The sequence below is a fragment of the Methylophilus sp. OH31 genome (genome assembly GCF_000576615.1).
Lineage (GTDB): Bacteria > Pseudomonadota > Gammaproteobacteria > Burkholderiales > Methylophilaceae > Methylophilus.
Genome location: NZ_BAUS01000012.1, coordinates 265,762 through 285,374 on the forward strand (window position 1 = coordinate 265,762; position 19,613 = coordinate 285,374).

General features: G+C 48.5%; 17 protein-coding genes, 1 tRNA gene and 1 other RNA gene. 15 read left to right on the plus strand and 4 right to left on the minus strand.

Annotated elements, in window-relative coordinates; genetic code table 11:
• Window positions 1–14: 14 nt before the first annotated feature.
• Window positions 15–1,067, minus strand: a complete 1,053-nt coding sequence (locus tag OH31_RS14125; protein WP_024931242.1) for a cyclopropane-fatty-acyl-phospholipid synthase family protein — start codon at window positions 1,065–1,067, stop codon at window positions 15–17.
• Window positions 1,068–1,219: 152 nt separating this feature from the next.
• Here OH31_RS14125 and OH31_RS14130 point away from each other — a divergent pair, with 152 nt between their 5' ends.
• The 6 genes from OH31_RS14130 (at window position 1,220) to OH31_RS14160 (ending at window position 9,378) form a co-directional block, all read left to right on the plus strand.
• On the plus strand, window positions 1,220–3,022 hold the full coding sequence (locus OH31_RS14130; protein ID WP_024931243.1) for a PQQ-binding-like beta-propeller repeat protein: 1,803 nt from the start codon (window positions 1,220–1,222) through the stop codon (window positions 3,020–3,022).
• A 263-nt stretch (window positions 3,023–3,285) separates the two neighbouring features.
• Window positions 3,286–3,801, plus strand: coding sequence for an FxDxF family PEP-CTERM protein (locus OH31_RS14135; RefSeq protein ID WP_024931244.1), 516 nt, complete (start codon window positions 3,286–3,288; stop codon window positions 3,799–3,801).
• A gap of 269 nt (window positions 3,802–4,070) precedes the next feature.
• A complete protein-coding gene (locus OH31_RS14145) occupies window positions 4,071–7,265 on the plus strand; it encodes a response regulator (protein WP_024931245.1) in 3,195 nt (1,064 codons plus the stop codon).
• Between the two features lie 22 nt (window positions 7,266–7,287).
• Complete coding sequence (locus OH31_RS14150) at window positions 7,288–7,647, plus strand: response regulator (RefSeq protein ID WP_024931246.1); 360 nt, start codon at window positions 7,288–7,290, stop codon at window positions 7,645–7,647.
• A gap of 42 nt (window positions 7,648–7,689) precedes the next feature.
• Window positions 7,690–8,766, plus strand: coding sequence for a two-component system response regulator (locus OH31_RS14155; RefSeq protein WP_024931247.1), 1,077 nt, complete (start codon window positions 7,690–7,692; stop codon window positions 8,764–8,766).
• A 228-nt stretch (window positions 8,767–8,994) separates the two neighbouring features.
• Window positions 8,995–9,378, plus strand: coding sequence for a hypothetical protein (locus OH31_RS14160; protein ID WP_019882357.1), 384 nt, complete (start codon window positions 8,995–8,997; stop codon window positions 9,376–9,378).
• A 140-nt stretch (window positions 9,379–9,518) separates the two neighbouring features.
• On the opposite strand, the gene ssrA is transcribed toward OH31_RS14160, so the two are convergent.
• Window positions 9,519–9,883, minus strand: a transfer-messenger RNA (tmRNA) gene (gene ssrA, locus OH31_RS14910).
• A gap of 60 nt (window positions 9,884–9,943) precedes the next feature.
• Here ssrA and OH31_RS14165 point away from each other — a divergent pair.
• Together OH31_RS14165 and aroA are read left to right on the plus strand one after the other, a co-directional pair.
• Entirely contained in the window at window positions 9,944–10,834 is an 891-nt protein-coding gene (locus tag OH31_RS14165; RefSeq protein ID WP_036299372.1) for a prephenate dehydrogenase/arogenate dehydrogenase family protein, read from the plus strand.
• Between the two features lie 12 nt (window positions 10,835–10,846).
• Window positions 10,847–12,127 (plus strand): 3-phosphoshikimate 1-carboxyvinyltransferase, encoded by a 1,281-nt coding sequence (gene aroA / locus OH31_RS14170; RefSeq protein ID WP_024931249.1) that lies wholly within the window; start codon window positions 10,847–10,849, stop codon window positions 12,125–12,127.
• Between the two features lie 5 nt (window positions 12,128–12,132).
• Here aroA and OH31_RS14175 read toward each other — a convergent pair whose 3' ends face one another.
• Window positions 12,133–12,357, minus strand: a complete 225-nt coding sequence (locus OH31_RS14175) for a DUF2061 domain-containing protein (protein WP_024931250.1) — start codon at window positions 12,355–12,357, stop codon at window positions 12,133–12,135.
• Window positions 12,358–12,448: 91 nt separating this feature from the next.
• Here OH31_RS14175 and cmk point away from each other — a divergent pair, with 91 nt between their 5' ends.
• From cmk to OH31_RS14205, 6 genes are all read left to right on the plus strand, one after another.
• The gene (cmk, locus tag OH31_RS14180; protein ID WP_024931251.1) at window positions 12,449–13,126 is read left to right on the plus strand and encodes a (d)CMP kinase; all 678 of its coding nucleotides are present in this window, start codon (window positions 12,449–12,451) and stop codon (window positions 13,124–13,126) included.
• A 177-nt stretch (window positions 13,127–13,303) separates the two neighbouring features.
• Complete coding sequence (gene rpsA / locus OH31_RS14185) at window positions 13,304–14,800, plus strand: 30S ribosomal protein S1 (protein WP_024931252.1); 1,497 nt, start codon at window positions 13,304–13,306, stop codon at window positions 14,798–14,800.
• Window positions 14,801–14,814: 14 nt separating this feature from the next.
• The gene (locus OH31_RS14190; RefSeq protein ID WP_018985241.1) at window positions 14,815–15,102 is read left to right on the plus strand and encodes an integration host factor subunit beta; all 288 of its coding nucleotides are present in this window, start codon (window positions 14,815–14,817) and stop codon (window positions 15,100–15,102) included.
• A 130-nt stretch (window positions 15,103–15,232) separates the two neighbouring features.
• Window positions 15,233–16,462: a lipopolysaccharide assembly protein LapB gene (lapB, locus tag OH31_RS14195; protein WP_024931253.1), complete on the plus strand. Its 1,230-nt coding sequence runs from the start codon at window positions 15,233–15,235 to the stop codon at window positions 16,460–16,462.
• A 30-nt stretch (window positions 16,463–16,492) separates the two neighbouring features.
• Window positions 16,493–17,188 carry an orotidine-5'-phosphate decarboxylase gene (gene pyrF, locus OH31_RS14200; protein WP_024931254.1) on the plus strand — a complete coding sequence of 232 codons (696 nt, stop codon included), beginning with the start codon at window positions 16,493–16,495 and terminating at the stop codon, window positions 17,186–17,188.
• 109 nt (window positions 17,189–17,297) lie between these two features.
• Window positions 17,298–17,597: a ComEA family DNA-binding protein gene (locus OH31_RS14205; RefSeq protein WP_019882320.1), complete on the plus strand. Its 300-nt coding sequence runs from the start codon at window positions 17,298–17,300 to the stop codon at window positions 17,595–17,597.
• 58 nt (window positions 17,598–17,655) lie between these two features.
• Here OH31_RS14205 and OH31_RS14210 read toward each other — a convergent pair.
• Window positions 17,656–17,745: transfer RNA gene (locus OH31_RS14210), tRNA-Ser, on the minus strand.
• Window positions 17,746–18,068: 323 nt separating this feature from the next.
• Between OH31_RS14210 and OH31_RS14215 the strand changes: the two genes are divergently transcribed.
• Window positions 18,069–19,589: an aldehyde dehydrogenase family protein gene (locus tag OH31_RS14215; RefSeq protein ID WP_019882319.1), complete on the plus strand. Its 1,521-nt coding sequence runs from the start codon at window positions 18,069–18,071 to the stop codon at window positions 19,587–19,589.
• Window positions 19,590–19,613 lie beyond the last annotated feature (24 nt).

Consider the following 19,613-nt stretch of genomic DNA (forward strand, 5'->3'; position numbering starts at 1 on the left):
TTGTATCTTTGGCATTATCTTTTCGAGAACAAGTAATGACTGACCCACCAGGTTTGTCCCTGGTTGTAGCCAAACAATTCGGCACATGCCATAAAGAAAATGCGCCAGCGTTGACGCCAGATCTCGGCATCCGCATCACCATAAATTGACTGCAAAACGGGGGTCAGTGCATCATGGTGCTGATCCATGTTCGCCAGCCAGGCATTAGCTGTTTTTTCATAATGCGTGCCACTCCACCGCCATTTATTGATGATTTTGAGGTCATCCTGAAAGTAAAGTGGCAAGTCATCGCTTGGCATCATGCCGCCACTAAAAAAATACTGGCTCATCCAGTCATCTTCGGCTTTGACGTCAAAGGGATAAGCCGCGGTGCGATGTACAAAGATATGTTTAAAGAACAACCCATCAGGCTTGAGCCAACGTGCGACTTTGGCATAGAGCACCTGGTAATTACGCATGTGCTCGAACATTTCGACAGACACCACACGATCAAAGGTCTGGTCAGTATCAAATACATTCATGTCTGCTGTGATGATATGAATATTGGATAATCCACGGGCTTGTGCTTGCTGCAATATATATTCACGTTGCGACGCCGAATTGGAGACTGCCGTAATCTGCGCGTTAGGATAATGGCTGGCCATCCATAACGTCAGAGAGCCCCAACCACAACCGAGCTCCAGTATTTTCAAAGGACCGCCCAGGCAAGCGTGCGCACAGGTTTGCGCGAGTGACAGGTGTTCCGCTTCATCAAGGGTATGCGTATCCGGCAGCCAAAAGCAGCTACTGTATTTGCGGTTCATGCCTAAACAATACTGATAAAAAGCGGCTGGAATTTCATAATGCTGTGCATTTGCTTTTTCAGGGAGTGGGGCGATATCTGCTAACTGCATCTGCTCAATAAACGCAATCAGGCTGGCTTGCGTATGCGCACAATCGCCGTCAGCAATTTCTTGCAGCCTGGTTTTACAAAGCATTCTGATGCCTTTGCGAATCAATGCATCAGGCAACGATCCTTTTTCAGCAAGCGTGAGTGCAATCGATGTTTTCGCGGATTTAATTGTCATGATTATTATTAGTGTGCAAATTAATTTCTATAGTATAGGTCTATTCTTTGCCATATTTAGTTTCATCCTTTAAATATTTTTTTAACGTTTTGCTCTTGGCAACAGGCTCGCGTTTAGATGTATACTAACCTGTATAGTTCAGGACATCTTATATGAAAACTGCGCCACAAAAACGTATTTTCCGTTATGCCACGATTGGCTTTTCATGCCTGTTATTGGCATGCACACACCACACAAAACCTGTTGCCCAGAGCAAAGATCATGTTGACTGGCCTAGTTATGGCTTGAATATGTCATCGCAGCGTTTTTCAGCGTTGTCGCAGATCAATCAGCACAATGTTGCCCAGTTACAAGCGGCATGGTCTGTAGAAACAGGGGTGAAAGCGACATTTCAAGCCACGCCTATCGTCGTGAATGGCATCATGTATGTCAGCCTGCCGTTTAATCATGTGATAGCCCTGGACGCTGCCAGCGGCAAGCAATTATGGAAATACACGCACGCACACAAAGCAGACTGGCAAATGTGCTGCGGCCCGGCCAATCGCGGTGTCGCAGTGGCAGAAGGCAAGGTGTTTATCGGCACGGTAGATGCCAGGCTGATCGCGCTTGATGCCCAGAGCGGGCAAAAATTGTGGGATATTGATGTGGCAGCCAATCAGGTGAATACCGAACACCAGGATGCCTTAAGCGGCACTGACCCGAATAAAACACGCAAAGTCACCGGCGGCACTGGCGTTGGCATCGCCATGGCACCAGTGGTTTATCAGCATAAAGTCATCATTGGTATTACCGGCGTCGGTTACGGCCTGCATATCGACAACCCGCGCAGTGATGCGCCCTTGGGCGCGGTAATCGGCGTCACCGGGCGCTATGGCCGCCCAGGTTTTCTGGCGGCGTTTGATGCCAATGACGGTCATCAGGTATGGCAATTCGACACGATTCCCAAGCAAGGCTGGGAAGGGCACTTTGCAACAAAAACGGCTGATGGCAGTCAATTCGATCGTGATATTGCGGCAGAACAAGCCGCCCTGAAAGACTATCCGGACGCTGCGCGCTTTGGTGGCGGCTCAGCGTGGAGCACGCCAGCCATTGATACCGCCAGCCATACCCTGTATTTTGGCACGGGTAACCCTTCACCACAAATGAATGATGTTTCCCGGCCTGGCGACAATCTTTACACCGTTTCCCTGGTCGCACTGGATACAGCAACCGGCAAATACAAATGGCACTACCAGCAAGTGCCACATGACTTATGGGGATATGATTTGGCGAGCCCGCCGGTATTGTTTAATTACAACCACCAGGGAAAAATCATCGCCGCCGTCGGCCAGGCCAGTAAAACGGGCTGGTTCTATATTCATGACCGCACCAATGGACAGTTCCTGGCTAAATCGGTGCCATTTGTGCCACAACATAATCTATTTAAAAAGCCGAGCCCTGCAGGCACCATTGTCTACCCGGGCATACTGGGTGGTGCGAACTGGTCACCCGTCAGCGTTGATGAGCATCAACAAAAGGTGTATGTCGCGGCCATGCACAGCCCGATCAAATACAGCGTGCATGAAACCGAAGTCAACGCGGGCGAGAAGCCTATCCGCTACGCCGCCAGCGAGCCAACAGATGATGCGCGCTGGGGTTTATTAAGTGCCATTGACCTTAAATCCGGGCAGATTGCCTGGCAGCACAAAACCAGCCAGCCATTGGTAGGCGGCGTGCTAGCCACAGCGGGCGGTTTATTATTTTGCGGGGAGGGCGATGGAAAGTTTGCGGCCTATGATAGTCAAACTGGCCAATCACTATGGCAATTTTCATCTGAATATGGCGTCAATGCACCACCAATCACCTATCAAATCAATGGCGAACAATATATTGCGGTAGTGAGTGGCGGTAACTCTCTGTTTGGGTTTAAACAAGGCGACCGTATTTTGACATTTAAATTACCGTCAAAGCATTAATCCTTTTTTAAAATTCCAATCAATTAGATTGATTGCTATGCATTTTCTTAATGGCTAAAAATGGCATTTTTTTCTTGAAAAACATATTGTTAGGTTTACAGAATATCGCGTAAACAGTTAGAATAGCTGCGATTTTAAAATTGCAGTTTTATGATTATAAAAATAAGCCGTGGAGTAGCCCGTTAGTACTATTGTGTATCTAATGGTTGTCACAAATAATGAGTATAGTTTTTTAGTTAGCATTAATCCTTGGAGAAGTCGTAATGTTTCAAACCCTGAAAAAAATGGCAGTTGCTGGCGTATTCGGCATTGCATCTATGTCTGCAGCACAAGCGCAAGACTTTGGCGCTTACACAACCAGCCAAAGTCTGGATTTTATTCGCCTGATCGCTGATGCAGATTTCACTAAAAATACTGGCGCCTTGAATACCAGAGGCCCATACTTTGAAGATATTTATGAAATCAACCTGACTCAAGTGTCTGATTTTTCATACAGCATCACAGAAATCACCACAGGCAACAATGCACAGTATGACGTGACATTTATGAACTATGGTTTTTACGATGCGAACGGCGAAGCTGTGACCACATTGACTAGCCTGGCAGCTGGTACTTATTTCCTGACTGCTACCGGCAAACTGTCTGGTTCTTTGGGCGGCGACTTCAACGTTAGCTTCAACATCAACCCGCTGACTCCAGTACCAGAAGCTGATTCATATGCTTTGATGCTGGCTGGCTTAGGCTTGATGGGCTTGGTAAGCCGTCGTAAAGCTAAATAAGTTTCCACTTATTTGGTAAGCAAAAAAGGGCGCTTAGCGCCCTTTTTTTTATTCAATGATAAAACACACCTGACCGCTATTCAGCGCGTGTTTATAAACAGCGTGCTCTTTACCATCCTCACACAATTTAATTGATACAAATAAAATACTTACGTGTTTTCTTAATTTAGTATTTAATAGCTCTTGCAGCGCAAGTACCGAAACTGATTGATCCTTGATGTTAAAAACAAGAAGGGAGTCATAATGCTTAGTCGCAAGGTTTCATCAGTATGAGTTCGCAAAAAAAAGAAGTGTGGGCGCTGGAATCCGTCATTATTTATGGATTCATCAGTTTCTTCGCATTACTCGTGTTGCTTGGCATTACCAGCATGGTTTACCTGCAGCGCTTTGCTGAAAATAACCGCTGGGTCAGCCACACCAACGAAGTCATCTCCAAGCTGGATAAAGGCCTGGTGCTCTTCAATCAACTGGAAGTTTCACAGCGAGGCTTTCTGCTCACGGCTGATGATAGCTCTATTACACGCCGCGATGCTGCGTTAGCCGACTTGCAAAAAGATGTCACAGAACTTGCCGTGCTGACCAAAGATAACTACTTCCAGCAGCAGCAAATCACCCAATTAAGGCAATTGATTGATAAGCGGATTATTTACTTTAATCACATTATCGAGACTGCGCGCACCACTTCGGCCGACAAACTAAAAGAGATCCTGCGCAAAGACTATATCCGCCGCGAAGATATGCTTGAAATCCGTGGGGTCTTTAGTGCGATGTCACTTGAAGAACAGAACCTGCTTACCGACCGCACACTATCTGAACAGAGCCACGCCAAAGACCTGCTGACGCTGTTTGCGGTGATGTCTATCGCCATTTTGATTTTTTTCCCACTGCTGATCTGGCGTATTCAGCGCGATCTCCATATTCGCAAACAAGCCTCTGCAGAACAAAGGCGACTCACGGATATCCTTGATGCTTCACCGGACCTCATCGCCAATGCAAACCTGCAGGGGGATTATTTTTACCTGAATAGAGGCGGGCGCAAGCTGCTGGGCATTGGTGAGAATGAAGACATCGCATTTCAGGGCATTGCACATATGCGGCCAGAATGGGCGGCAGATTTAATCCAGCACAAGGCGATTCCTGCTGCATTGAGTACTGGTGTCTGGAGCGGGGAGTCGGCATACATTACCCGTACTGGCATAGAAATTCCGGTCTCGCAGGTGATTGTGGTGCATAAGGACAGTGATGGCGTGCCGACACATTTATCCATGGTTGCACGCAATGTCAGCGACTTTAAACAGATTGAAGTCGACCTAACCCATGCAGCGACTTATGACCAAACGCATAGTAAGGTCTTAAGGTTATTTAATGCCAATTATGACCGCTCGAAGATTTTGTCAGGCATGCTGGATATCCTGGCCAACAATCATGCGCTGCCGGTCTCGGCCATTTATGGCTATGACGAATGGAGTGGATGCTATCGCCTTGAAAGCACACATGCGGCCCCGGTAGACATTCTCAATGAGTTTAAATTGGGCCATGGCATAATCGGTGAGGCTATTCAAAAGAACCAGACACTGATACTAAGCGATATTGATGTGCTGCCATCACTGACTATTGAAACGGGGCTGGTGTCTATCAAGCCGGCCGGCATCATCATCTGCCCGGTCACTTATCAGGAGAAGCGCCTGGCCGTGCTGGTGCTTGCCGCCAGCCAGGCTATTACCGAGCGTGACCAAACCTTTATTGAGCGCCTGTCCGCACAGCTTGGTGTCGCGCTGCATAATATTCAGCAATATGGCGATCTCAAGTTATTGGCCGAGCAATTGCACCTGCGCAGCGAAGAAATCGGCTCGAAAAATGAGCAGCTACTCGAAGCAGACCGCATGAAATCTGAATTCCTGGCCACGATGTCGCATGAATTACGCACACCACTCAATGCAATTATCGGTTTCTCAGAGATATTGCGGGATGGCTTCGTTGGGCCGTTGGCCGATAAGCAAAAAGAATACGTCAGTGATATTTTTGAAAGCGGGCAACACCTGCTGTCATTGATTAATGATGTACTGGATCTATCAAAAATTGAAGCAGGCCGCATGGAGCTTGAGCCGGAGATCGCCGATGTTCAAGTGCTGCTGCAAAACAGCCTCTCTATTGTTAAGGAAAAAGCAGCGACGCAACATATCAAACTGCAAGCAGATTTATCGGAAGACTTGGGCAATGCGTGGCTGGATGCACGCAAGGTGAAACAGATTATTTATAACCTGTTGTCGAATGCCGTAAAATTTACGCCCGAAGGCGGGCAGATTACCTTGCAAGCGACCCTGCTTGAACGCGCAGCCGTCCTTGAGCAAATCAAAGATATTCCGCAGCACCAGATATCGTCCATAGGTAACGCGCAACAGTTCATCCAGATATCCATTACTGATACCGGGATAGGTATTGAGGCGCAGGACATTGAGCGGCTGTTCCAACCCTTTGTTCAACTGGAAAGCACGCTTTCTAGGCGTTTTGAAGGCACAGGGCTAGGGTTAGCGCTCGTGCGCAAACTGGCAGAACTGCATGGTGGAGCAGTCGCAGTCAGCAGTACACCAGGGGAGGGCAGTACGTTCACTGTCTGGCTGCAATATAAGGTCAACCTGCTGGCCCCTGCAAATACCATTAACCAGGCAAAAGAAACCGCTAGTCAGTTATTAAATAAAGAATCACCGCATGTGCTGGTCCTGGAGGATGATGACCGTGCCGCCGATTTGATCAGGTTGCAACTGGAGTCTGACCATTGCCGCGTGACGCGCGCGGCCACGGCCGAAATTGCCCTGGCCATTTTGGCAGATGCTGCACCGCCCGATTTAATTACGCTGGATATTTTGCTGCCGGGCATGGATGGCTGGGAATTTTTGGCTAAACTCAAGGCCAATCAGAAACTGGCCCATATTCCGGTGGTTATCCTGTCTATTGTCGCTGACAGTAATCGAGGCTTATCACTCGGTGCCGCACAGGTATTGCAAAAACCGGTGTCTGCCGATGATTTGCAAACTGCGCTTGGCAAACTGGGGTTTACATCCCCGGCCAATGATCAAGCAAGCGTGAAGGTACTGGTTGTCGACGATGACCCTAAAGCTGTAGAAATCATTTCATCTTACCTTGAGCATGCCCGATACTCGGTGATGCGGGCTTATGGCGGCCATGAGGCCACTCAAATTGCAAAACAACAGAAACCTGACCTGATTATCCTCGATTTGATGATGCCCGAAGCCAATGGCTTTGAGGTAGTCGAAGAGTTGAAACAGGACAAACGCACGGCAAAAATTCCGATCATTATTGTCACCTCAAAATTTCTGGCGCCTGAAGAACACCACATTCTCAAGGGCCATGTATTAGCCGTTCTCGAAAAGTCTGAATTTAATCACGGTAACTTTTTAAGTGAAGTGCATCGCGCATTGGCTGGCCAGGCCAAGCAGCCATAATATAAAGAACATAGAGGCGAGCATGGCAAGAATACTTATTGTTGAAGACAATCCTAACAATATGAAACTGGCGCAGCTGTTGCTTGAAAGCGCAGGGCACGAGGTATTGCAGGCCGTTAACGCCCTGGATGGCCTTGGTATTGCACGCAGCTTGTTACCCGAAGTGATCCTCATGGATATTCAGCTCCCAGGCATGGATGGCCTGACTGCGACACGACTGCTTAAAGAAGACAGTCAAACCAGTCATATCAAGATCATCGCGCTCACCGCCTTTGCCATGAAGGGGGATGAAGAGAAAATGCGCCAGGCAGGGTGCGACAGCTATATCGCCAAACCTATCCGCTATAAAGAATTTCTGCAAACAGTGGATGCCTTACTTTAAAGCAGATTTCACCAGAAAATAAGCTCGCAGGGGACCCGGCACATGGATATGAAAGTCACGCGCAAGACCATTCTGATTGTCGATGATGAAGAAAATAATCGCGCCTATCTGGAAGCGTTGCTCACCGCTGAAGGCTACGCCACACTACAAGCCCACGATGGCAAAATGGCGCTTGAAATGACCTTAAGCCATCAACCAGACCTGATTCTGCTGGATGCCATGATGCCGGTATTGAACGGCTTCGAGCTGGCTGAGCAATTGAAAAATAATGAAGCGACGAAAATCATACCGATTATTATGCTTACGGCGCTGATAGACCGCACCTCGAGAATGCGTGCCTTGCAATGCGGTGTTGAAGAGTTTGTCACCAAACCCGTAGACAGGGCCGAGCTTTGGATCAGGGTGCGTAACTTGCTGCGCCTGAAAGAATATAACGACTTTCTGACTGACTATAGCCATACACTGGAGATACAGGTAGAAGAGCGAACCGCGCAATTGCTCACCAGTTATTTTGACTCCATGTTCAGCATTATGCGTGCCGCCGAATTTAGGGACAAAGAAACCGGCGACCATATTCACCGCATTGCCTTTTACTGTAAGGAACTGGCCGCCGATTTGGGCATGGACTCAAATTTTATTGACACCATTTATCATGCCAGCCCATTACATGATGTCGGAAAAATTGGGATTCCGGACCATATCTTGCTCAAGCCAGGCCCGCACACTGATGAGGAATGGGAAGTCATGAAAACACATACCGTATTAGGTAACAGCATTCTTGGACACGGCAAAAGCACCTCGCCATTTACCATCATGGGTGCAGAAATCGCCTTGAATCATCACGAGCGCTGGGATGGAAGTGGTTACCCCAATGGCTTAAAAGGCGAGGAAATCCCATTATCGGCACGCATCATGATGATGAGTGATGTATATGATGCGCTACGCAGCAAGCGCCCATATAAATCCGCATTTACGCATGAACTCACGTTGCAAATCATCATGCAAGGTGATGGCCGAACACAGCCAGCGCATTTTGACCCCGTCATACTCAACGCATTCAAAAAACTCGCCAATCGTTTCAGAGAGATCTTCGACGAGCACGCAGATGATGCAGATTAAGCATTCACCAGATTTCAACAACGTGATTTTCTATTCAAGCAACAGGGTAACAGCTGAACCAATAATTTAACATAATATACATTATACGAATAATAATACAACTGTATCAATGCCATTGCCGTAAATACACACTTAAATGATTTAACAATAGTCGCATCAGTTTAATTAACATAGGCAAAACAAGTGTTAATATCCAGATGTGGTTTGCAAGGTTTTACGGGAGTTGCTATGCAAGACAGAAAACGCTTAAAGAAATTACATACACAATACAGCTTAATTTGGTGCCTCAAGATTGGTGAATATCTGGGAACGCTGTCCATCGCTGAGCTCAGGCAGCTACTGGATGTCAAATCAGATGTGATCGATCGATGGCTATCCGGAAAACAAACTGCGCCTGATATCAAATTGAACATCATTAAGAGGCGGGCATTTGCACCCTATCGTATCGGCCACCGTCAAAGAGTATTAAAAAGCTATGCCGATGAAACCACGCTAGATGCAGAATTAGTTGAAACCAAGTATTTATGGAAAATGATGCTGTTTGATGAGATGAACACGCTCACCAAGCGACGTTACTGCAAGCGTTTAAAAAAGGAACTGTTGCTAGGATAATTAAAATACCATTTTATCGACTGGAAACAGACGTAAAAAAGCCAGTCACATTGGACTGGCTTTTTTATATCACCCTACTTATTTCATTTAAAAGATATTTTAAAACAATATCTTAAAATCACTTCTTCAACTACTTTGTTTGGTGGAGCTGGGGGGAATCGAACCCCCGTCCGCAAGCCCTCCACAGACAGTTCTACATACTTAGCTGTGTTGTTTAATTTAACCGTACACTCACCAACGAGCAAGCAACTGTAAAGCGAGTCACCTTGGATTTAATGATGTATTAAGTAACCCAATACACCACGATCTTCTCTAAATGACGCTGCTGCCGGTTACCCAGCCCGACCGAGAAGCTCTTCGGTGCAGCGTTCAGCCGGGATTAAGCGGCTAAAGCGTAAGTTTCGTCGTTTGCGACTATACTTGTTCAGATGGATTTACGAGGGAACCTGAATCCTCGGTATGCCCTGCACTGCTTTGCAACCCACGTCGAAACCGGGTCAGCCCCAATGCAATCTTGGGATTATACGCTTGAAAAGCTGGTGAACCAAACTTCAAGCGCATTTATATGACATGGTACAATTCGTTTATGTTCAAAAAAATTGTGATTTTCGGGGTAGGTTTGATCGGGGGCTCAGTGGCACTTGCACTGAAAAAACAACCGCACTCACCACAAATCACCGGCGTCGGTCGTTCTGGCCAGAGTTTACAAGAGGCGCTTCAACTTGGCTTGATTGACACGGTAGAAACCGATATCGGCAAGGCGTTACAAGGCGCCGACCTGGTATTGATTGCTGCACCGGTTGCACAAACACCGCTTATTTTGCGTGCCATTTATCCACACTTAAATGATGCAACTGTCATTACAGATGCAGGCAGTACCAAATCAGATGTCATGGCTTATGCAAAGGCTGAGTTAGGCGATAAAGTCGGCCAGTTTGTCGGCGGCCACCCCATTGCCGGCGCTGAAAAAAGTGGCCCATCAGCTGCAATGGCAGATTTATATATCGGCAAAAATGTCATTCTGACACCCAATGCAGACACAGATGCTAACGCGCTCGCCAAAGTGACCACGCTGTGGCAACAATGTGGCGCCATCGTTTCGAGCATGACTGCGCAGGAACACGATAGTGTGTTTGCCGCAGTCAGCCATCTGCCGCATTTATTGGCGTTCGCCTTGGTAGAGGATCTGGCCAAACGCGATAACGCCGAATTACTGTTTAAATTTGCTGCCAGTGGTTTCCGTGACTTTACACGCATTGCGGGCAGTCATCCTGAAATGTGGCGCGATATTGCACTGGCAAACAAAGACGCATTATTACGTGAACTGAATGCTTACCAGCAAGCGCTGAGCGAGATGACCAGCTTGCTGGAGCAAGGTAACGGCAATGCGCTACAAGCCCTGTTTGATCATGCCAGCCGTGCGCGCAACGACTGGGCCAAGTCTAAAACTCAATAATTAGTCTACATTATGGAACAACTGCATTTACCCGCTGCACACCAGGCACAAGGCGCGATTACGCTGCCAGGCTCCAAAAGCATCTCTAACCGCACCTTGTTGCTGGCGGCACTTGCCGATGGCGTAACAGTCATTCGCGATTTATTGGCCTCAGACGACACGGCCAGGATGCTGGAAGCCTTAACGGCTTTAGGCGTTAAACTGGAAAACATTGGCGAAAATGCCTGGCAGGTCACCGGTTGTGGTGGCAATTTTCCCAACAAACAGGCCGATTTATTTTTAGGCAATGCTGGCACGGCGTTCAGGCCACTCACGGCTGCGCTGGCTTTTTCTGGCGGCGACTATCACTTGCACGGCATTGCGCGCATGCACGAACGCCCGATCGGCGATCTGGTCGATGCATTAAGGCAAGCCGGTGCCCAAGTAACATACCAGGCAAACGATGGCTACCCTCCCCTGCAGATTTCCCCTGCCCAGCTGGATGTCAGCCAGGCGATCAAAATCCGCGGCGATGTATCCAGCCAGTTTCTAACTGCGTTACTGATGGCACTACCATTAACTGGTCAAGCGGCCAGCATTGAGGTCGTCGGCGAACTGATCTCAAAACCTTATATTGAAATCACGCTTAACCTGATGCAGCGTTTTGGTGTCACCGTGCAGCGGGATGGCTGGGAGCGTTTTCATATTCCGGCAGCGGCGCGTTATCAATCGCCGGGCGAGATTTATGTAGAGGGCGATGCTTCAAGCGCCTCTTACTTTATTGCAGCAGGTATTTTGGCTGGCGATGTCACTGTTAACGGCGTTGGCGAGCAGAGTATTCAAGGCGATATCCGCTTTGCAGAAGCCGCCAACCTGATGGGTGGCCGTATCAGCTACGGTGACAACCATGTGCGCGCCGAAAAAACACAATCACTGCAAGCAATAGACTTGGATTGCAACCATATTCCGGATGCCGCCATGACCTTGGGTGTAATGGCGATATTCGCCCAGGGCACAACCACGTTACGCAATATCGCCAGCTGGCGCGTCAAGGAAACAGACCGTATTGCTGCCATGGCCACAGAATTACGCAAAGTAGGCGCCACTGTCGTGGAAGGCGCTGATTACATTCAAGTCACGCCACCGGCACAACTGACGCCGAATGCAGTGATCGACACTTACGATGATCACCGCATGGCCATGTGTTTTTCACTGATCAGCCTGGCTGGTGTGCCGATTACCATTAATGATCCAAAGTGCGTGGGCAAAACGTTTCCAGAATACTTTAAAGTATTTACCAGTATTGCGCGTTAAGCTGCTCAAGCCGCATACGCCCACTCATGCTCATCCGGCTCTGCCGGTGTAACAGCATGGCCATGCTGGTGACGCTGCCAGGCACGCTCGTGAAAATAAAACACGACGGTATTGCAAGCTGGCTCAACCAGCGCCATCAGCCCGCCCACTAGCAGGCTGCCAGTCAGCAGATAGGCAACGGTAAAAGCAACGCTGAAATGCAGCATGGCGAATGAGGCGGTTTTAATCATGGTAGGCTCCTTGAATACGATGGTTACATGTTACAAAAGCGCAAAATCAAAATCCAATTCATTGTTTAAAAGCATTTGATAAGTAAAATTTATGTCTAATATCTCTCTTCCTCCAGTCATCGCTATTGATGGCCCCTCCGCTTCTGGTAAAGGCAGCGTCGCCGAGCGCGTGGCCAAACATTTTGGCTTCCACTACCTGGATTCTGGGGCCATTTACCGGCTTCTGGCTTATGCGGCCTATCAACAAAACGTCGCCTGGTCTGACGCCAGTAAGCTGGCGGCGATTGCTGGCAAGTTGGATATCAGGTTCGAGAACGGTGAAGCCTATTTGAATGGCGAACAAGTCAGCGCCCATATCCGCACCGAGCAAATGGGCAAAGGCGCGTCTGAAGTGGCCGTGCATCCAGACGTGCGTACCGCCCTGCTCCAGACACAACGCAACTTCAGGCAAGCGCCGGGGCTGGTAGGCGATGGCCGCGACATTGGCTCGGTGATTTTCCCGGATGCCGGGTTGAAAATTTTCCTGACTGCTGCCGTCGAAACGCGTGCCAAACGCCGTTATGAGCAATTACTGCAACGCGGTGAATCTGCCGACTACACACTTATTCTGGAAGATTTGCAACAACGTGATTTGCGCGATAGCCAGCGTGCCGCTGCGCCTTTGAAACAATTGCCAGATGCTATTTTGCTTGATACAACAGACAAGAATATCGAGCAAGCCGTGAACATCATTATCGAAGCCTTTAAAAAAGGCGGCCAAACGGCATAAAAAACCGCATAAGTCATTGAACTCAATAATTTTTTTGTGTATAGTTTTGGATTCGGATTGCTCAAGTCATGCTTGGGCAATATTTTTTAACCTTTTCCATTGTTTGCGCACCTGCGTGACAGTGGCTCGCTGAAGGATGTCTGTCGTTCATGCGAGTAAAAATTGGACAATTTTTTAATGGCTTCTATTTCTAATACATCCTCTTCCATGGAATCTTTTGCAGCCCTCTTCGAAGAAAGCCTGGCTCGCCAGGAAATGCGCGCAGGTGAAGTGATCACCGCCGAAGTAGTTTCTGTAGACAATGATTTCGTTATCGTTAACGCTGGCCTGAAATCCGAGAGCGTGATCAACGCTAGCGAATTTAAAAATGCTCAAGGCGAGCTGGAAGTTGCCGTTGGCGACTTCGTTAAAGTAGCGATTGAAAAGCTGGAAGATGGTTTTGGTTCTACACAACTGTCTCGCGAAAAAGCGAAGAAAATGCAAGCATGGCTGGATCTGGAAGAAGCCATGAACGAAGGCCGCGTGGTCAAAGGTTTTGTCAGCAGCCGTGTTAAAGGCGGTCTGCGTGTTTCTGTCAGCGGCATCATGGCATTCTTGCCAGGTTCACTGGTAGACATTCGTCCAGTAAAAGATACTACTCCTTACGAAAACAAAGAGTGGGACTTCAAAGTCATCAAACTGGACCGTAAGCGTAACAACATCGTGGTTTCCCGCCGCGCAGTGATGGAAGACACCCTGGGTGCCGACCGTGAAGCACTGTTGGGCAGCCTGACTGAAGGCGCAGTGATCAAAGGTATCGTTAAAAACATCACCGACTACGGCGCGTTCGTGGATCTGGGTGGTATCGATGGCCTGTTGCACATCACTGACCTGGCATGGCGCCGTGTGAAGCACCCATCTGAAGTGCTGACCGTTGGTGAAGAAGTTGAAGCCAAGATCCTGAAGTTCGACCAAGAGAAAAACCGTGTTTCTCTGGGCATCAAACAACTGGGCGACGACCCATGGGTGGCATTGAGCCGCCGTTACCCAGTAGGCACACGCCTGTTCGGTAAAGTATCTAACCTGACCGACTACGGCGCGTTTGTTGAAGTGGAACCAGGCATCGAAGGTTTGGTACACGTGTCTGAGATGGACTGGACTAACAAGAACATCCACCCGGGCAAAATCGCTCAATTGGGCGACGAAGTTGAAGTCATGATCCTGGAAATCGACGAAGACCGTCGTCGTTTGTCACTGGGTATGAAACAGTGCAAACCAAACCCATGGGATGATTTCGCTGCAACGCACGCTAAAGGCGACAAAGTATCTGGCCAAATCAAGTCTATTACTGACTTTGGCGTATTTATCGGTCTGCCAGGCGGCATCGATGGCTTGGTTCACTTGTCTGACCTGTCCTGGACACAGTCTGGCGAAGAAGCAATCCGCAACTTCAAAAAAGGTGACGAGCTACAAGCAGTTATCCTGGGCATTGACGTTGAGAAAGAGCGTATCTCTCTGGGCGTGAAACAATTGACCGAAGATCCTAGCGGCAACAGCGCTCCGATTGGTGACGACAAATCTGGCAAACCAAAAGCCAAGAAAGCAAAAGCTGACGATGTAATGATCGACGAAGCTTCTGCTGGCACAACCAACTTGGGTGCTTTGTTGAAAGCCAAGCTGGACAGCAAAAAGTAAGAAGGTTTTAGATCATGACAAGATCTGAACTGATAGACTTGCTTGCCCAGCGCTTTCCGCAATTAGTGCTTAAGGATGCCGAGTTATCCGTCAAAACCATCCTCGATGCGATGACGGAAAACCTGGCGACGGGTGAGCGTATCGAAATACGCGGTTTTGGCAGCTTTAGCCTCAACTACCGCCCGCCTCGTCTAGGACGTAACCCGAAAACTGGTACAAAAGTACAAGTGCCGGCCAAGTACGTACCGCACTTTAAAGCGGGTAAAGAGCTGCGTGACCGCGTAGACGCTATCGAATCTTAATTTTTTGATTAAGTAGTAAGCAAAAAACGGTATCTTCGGATACCGTTTTTTTTACCTGTGATCAACGCTATTCATAGCGCATCGACCACTGCTTGGGTAAAATAAAGCCTGACCTGAAAAGAGACCCCCTATGCTGGTTGAATTTGAATATTGGTGGCTATTGATTCTGCCGCTGTTTTTTACCTTGGGCTGGATTGCCGCCCGCGTGGATATCAAGCAATTAATTGCTGAATCCACCTCACTACCAGCCACCTATTTTAAAGGTCTGAACCTGCTGATTGCAGATCAGTACCATAAAGCCGTTGATGCGTTTAGTGAAGCGCTCTATCTCAACAAAGACTCTCTGGAACTGCACTTTGTGCTGGGTAGCCTGTTCCGTCGTACCGGGGAAACAGACCGCGCTATCCACCTGCATATGAACTTGCTCGAGAACTATGAGCTCACCGAACAACAATCGACATCGATCAAGGTCGAATTAGCGCAGGATTACTTTAAAGCCGGTTTGTATGACCGCGCTGAAGAGATTTTCAAAACCTTGCGTCATACACGCTATGAACAAGCCGCCTTGCGACATTTGCTTGAAATCTATGTCAAAGAGCGAGAATGGTCGCAAGCGATTGCCAGTGCAACGGAGCTAGAACGCTCGTCTGGGATTTCTTACCGCAAAGAGGTGGCACAATATTACTGCGAATTGGCCGCCAATGCGATGATCCGCCAGGATTGGGCGCACGCTAAAACACAGCTGGAGCAAGCGTTGGACGCTAATAAAAACTGCGTGCGCGCCAATGTGTTGCTAGGTGACATCGCCGCGCAGCAAGGCCACCATACAGACGCCATCGCGCTCTGGAAACGCATTGAAATGCAGGCACCGGAACACTTGGGCCTGGTTGCGCAAAAAATGCTCAAAAGCTATTCACTACTTTATGGCGAAAGTGACGCTGAATCCAACAAGATTAGCAAAGGGCTAAGCGAAGGCCTGAACCAATTACATCAATACCTGGAAACCTATCAAATCAGCAGCATGATGTCTGTGCTTTATGAAGCGACCCTGCAAGCAGAAGGCGCTGACAAAGCCGCCAAACTGGCGCGTAATGAGCTGATACGCAAGCCTAGCCTGAAGTCGCTGGATCAGTTGCTGCAAGCGCGTGCCATGCTGGAGGACGAACAGCACGACTTGCAACTGATGCAACAGACCGTGCGCAATGCTATTGGTGACCGCGCCGCATACTATTGCGACCAGTGTGGTTTCCGCGCCAAGCAATATCACTGGCAATGCCCGGCCTGTAACGCCTGGGAATCACTGCCACCAGAGCCGACTGAGGCGACCATCAGAGATATTAAACTGCTCAAACGCAAGTAGCTTTCATTAACCGGAACACATTCACCACCTATGACTGATAGCAAAATTATTGTCGCCCTGGACTACGCAGATGCTGCGTCTGCCACCGCCCTCGTCGACCGCCTGGACCCAACACTCTGCAAACTCAAAGTCGGCAAAGAGTTATTTACGGCCGCCGGTCCGGCGTTTGTGGAGTCACTGGTCAAACGCGAATACGATGTTTTTCTGGATTTAAAATTCCACGATATTCCCAATACTGTCGCCAAAGCCTGCCAGGCAGCGGCTAACCTTGGCGTCTGGATGTTAAATGTCCATGCCAGTGGCGGCTTACCCATGATGCAAGCGGCACGTGAAGGCCTGGACAAAGCCTTTGGCAGCAATGCCCCCCTGTTAATTGCCGTCACTGTATTAACCAGCATGGATGAAGAAACGTTGCATAGCCTGGGCATACAACGCTCTTTAAATGAGCATGTGTTAGCACTGGCCACCATGACGCAACAAGCGGGTTTGAATGGCGTGGTCTGCTCGGCACAAGAGGCGCAGATGCTTAAAGAAGCTTTAGGTGCTGCTTTTTGCCTGGTGACGCCTGGCATTCGCCCACTTGACGCTAACCAGGACGATCAAACCAGAATCGTCACACCAGAACAAGCATTAACACTAGGCGCACACTACCTGGTGATTGGTCGCCCCATTACACAAGCGCCTGCCCCGCTTGTTGCACTAAACACGATAATTAAAAATATTTAATATAAATTAACAATATTAAGCCGCACGTGCATTTGTATCTATAGCGAGTCAGTACAATAAAAAACAGGCCATTGAGCCTGTTTTTTATTTTTGAACATACGGAGGATATATGAAGCAAACCATACTGGCTTATTTAATGTATTTCATTCTGTTACCAGCCGCTTATGCCGTTGTCGATATCAATACCGCCAGCCAGGCCGAATTAGAAAGCCTGAATGGCATCGGCCCGGCAAAAGCACAAGCCATCATTGAATATCGCAAAAAAAGCGGCGGCTTTAAATCTGTAGATGAATTGGATCAAGTCCCAGGCATTGGCCAGGCAACATTAGCCAACCTGAAAAAAGATGTCAGCATTAGCGGCAAAAAGACACTCCCCACGGAAACTCTTAAAAGCGATAAAAAGAAATAACACTGCGAGATAATACCTCTGAAAACAAAAAAGCACCCCGAGGGGTGCTTTTTATATTTGGCGGAGAGAGAGGGATTCGAACCCTCGATAGAGTTGCCCCTATGCCACCTTTCCAGGGTGGTGACTTAAACCGCTCATCCATCTCTCCGAAAGAAGGCGCGATTATAGCCCATAAAACTCGTCGCCGCCAAATAATTTAATCGATTATTTTCATGTGAATACCCACACAAACTGGCCATGAAACAGTGTGTGATAACCGCACTCTTCTATCTTATAAATCATAAAAAAGTTATCTGAAAAGGCTTGCTTTTGTCACTATGAAGGTTTAATGTTTAGCACACAAACAGACGCCTAAGCCTTGTAAAATAAGGTGTTAACGGATGTTTATCGCGATATCTAGTTGCGATTTGATGTAAGCGGTTTGGAGAGCAGTTCTGCTACGACACTAATACAAAAAGTACAGGAGTAACTATGAGTTTGGACCTTTTAAAAGCGATGGGTGTAAAAGTCCCATACAAAGCCAAGTATGACAACTTTATCGGTGGCAAATGGGTAGCACCAGTTAAAGGTGAGTATTTTGATGCGATTTCACCAATTACCGGCAAGCCATATACCCAAGCTGCACGTTCCAGTGCTGAAGATGTGGAACTGGCGTTGGACGCTGCACACGCGGCGGCGGACAAATGGGGTAAAACCTCAGTGGTTGAACGTTCTAACTTATTGTTGAAGATTGCTGACCGCATTGAGCAGAACCTTGAGCTGATTGCGACTGCAGAAACCGTAGACAACGGCAAACCTATCCGTGAAACACTGAATGCCGACATTCCATTGGCCGCAGACCACTTCCGCTACTTTGCTGGTGCTTTGCGCGCACAAGAAGGCAGCATCAGTGAGCTGGACGAAAATACCGTGGCTTACCACTTCCACGAGCCACTAGGCGTTGTCGGTCAAATTATTCCTTGGAACTTCCCTATCCTGATGGCCGCCTGGAAACTGGCACCGGCGGTTGCAGCGGGTAACGTGGTGGTCATGAAGCCAGCAGAGTTCACCCCGATCAGCCTGCTGATTTTGATGGAAGTGATTGCAGATTTGCTGCCACCTGGGGTGATCAACGTCGTCAACGGTTTTGGCCGCGAAGTCGGCGCACCATTGTCTACCAGCAAGCGTATCGCCAAAATCGCCTTTACTGGCTCTACTGCCACTGGCCGCTACATTGCACAAGCCGCGGCGAGCAACCTGATCCCGGCCACCCTGGAATTGGGCGGTAAATCGCCTAACGTATTCTTTGAAGACATCATGGCAGCTGACGATGACTTCCTGGATAAAGCCGTTGAAGGCCTGGTGTTGTTTGCATTTAACCAGGGCGAAGTCTGTACCTGTCCTTCCCGTGCATTGATTCAAGAATCCATTTACGACAAGTTTATGGAACGTGTATTGCCACGCGTAGCGGCCATCAAGCAAGGTAACCCGCTGGATCCAAACACCATGATCGGCGCACAAGCCTCCCAGGATCAAGTGAACAAGATCTTGTCTTACATGGACATCGGTCGCCAGGAAGGCGCGCAACTACTGTGTGGCGGTGAGCGTAATGTGTTGGGTGGCGATCTGGCTGAAGGCTACTACGTCAAGCCAACACTGTTCAAAGGCCACAACAAAATGCGTATCTTCCAGGAAGAAATTTTTGGGCCGGTATTGGCAGTGACGACATTTAAAGATGAAGCAGAAGCCTTGAGCATTGCGAACGACACCATCTTTGGCCTGGGCTCAGGAGTATGGACGCGTGATGGCAGCCGTGCTTACCGTATGGGTCGTGGTATTAAGGCTGGCCGTGTATGGACCAACTGTTACCATGCGTATCCAGCGCATGCGGCATTTGGTGGCTACAAAGAGTCTGGTATCGGCCGTGAAACGCACAAAATGATGCTGGATCATTACCAGCAAACCAAAAACATGCTGGTCAGCTACAGCCCGAAAAAATTAGGATTCTTCTAATTGCCGGGTAAATGCCTGACGAAT

Bases quoted from the DNA above. Each gene is read 5' to 3' on its own strand.
- OH31_RS14125 (WP_024931242.1), bottom strand. From the start codon at position 1,067: ATGACAATTAAATCCGCGAAAACATCGATTGCACTCACGCTTGCTGAA.
- OH31_RS14130 (WP_024931243.1), top strand. From the start codon at position 1,220: ATGAAAACTGCGCCACAAAAACGTATTTTCCGTTATGCCACGATTGGC.
- OH31_RS14135 (WP_024931244.1), top strand. From the start codon at position 3,286: ATGTTTCAAACCCTGAAAAAAATGGCAGTTGCTGGCGTATTCGGCATT.
- OH31_RS14145 (WP_024931245.1), top strand. From the start codon at position 4,071: ATGAGTTCGCAAAAAAAAGAAGTGTGGGCGCTGGAATCCGTCATTATT.
- OH31_RS14150 (WP_024931246.1), top strand. From the start codon at position 7,288: ATGGCAAGAATACTTATTGTTGAAGACAATCCTAACAATATGAAACTG.
- OH31_RS14155 (WP_024931247.1), top strand. From the start codon at position 7,690: ATGGATATGAAAGTCACGCGCAAGACCATTCTGATTGTCGATGATGAA.
- OH31_RS14160 (WP_019882357.1), top strand. From the start codon at position 8,995: ATGCAAGACAGAAAACGCTTAAAGAAATTACATACACAATACAGCTTA.
- OH31_RS14165 (WP_036299372.1), top strand. From the start codon at position 9,944: ATGACATGGTACAATTCGTTTATGTTCAAAAAAATTGTGATTTTCGGG.
- aroA (WP_024931249.1), top strand. From the start codon at position 10,847: ATGGAACAACTGCATTTACCCGCTGCACACCAGGCACAAGGCGCGATT.
- OH31_RS14175 (WP_024931250.1), bottom strand. From the start codon at position 12,357: ATGATTAAAACCGCCTCATTCGCCATGCTGCATTTCAGCGTTGCTTTT.
- cmk (WP_024931251.1), top strand. From the start codon at position 12,449: ATGTCTAATATCTCTCTTCCTCCAGTCATCGCTATTGATGGCCCCTCC.
- rpsA (WP_024931252.1), top strand. From the start codon at position 13,304: ATGGCTTCTATTTCTAATACATCCTCTTCCATGGAATCTTTTGCAGCC.
- OH31_RS14190 (WP_018985241.1), top strand. From the start codon at position 14,815: ATGACAAGATCTGAACTGATAGACTTGCTTGCCCAGCGCTTTCCGCAA.
- lapB (WP_024931253.1), top strand. From the start codon at position 15,233: ATGCTGGTTGAATTTGAATATTGGTGGCTATTGATTCTGCCGCTGTTT.
- pyrF (WP_024931254.1), top strand. From the start codon at position 16,493: ATGACTGATAGCAAAATTATTGTCGCCCTGGACTACGCAGATGCTGCG.
- OH31_RS14205 (WP_019882320.1), top strand. From the start codon at position 17,298: ATGAAGCAAACCATACTGGCTTATTTAATGTATTTCATTCTGTTACCA.
- OH31_RS14215 (WP_019882319.1), top strand. From the start codon at position 18,069: ATGAGTTTGGACCTTTTAAAAGCGATGGGTGTAAAAGTCCCATACAAA.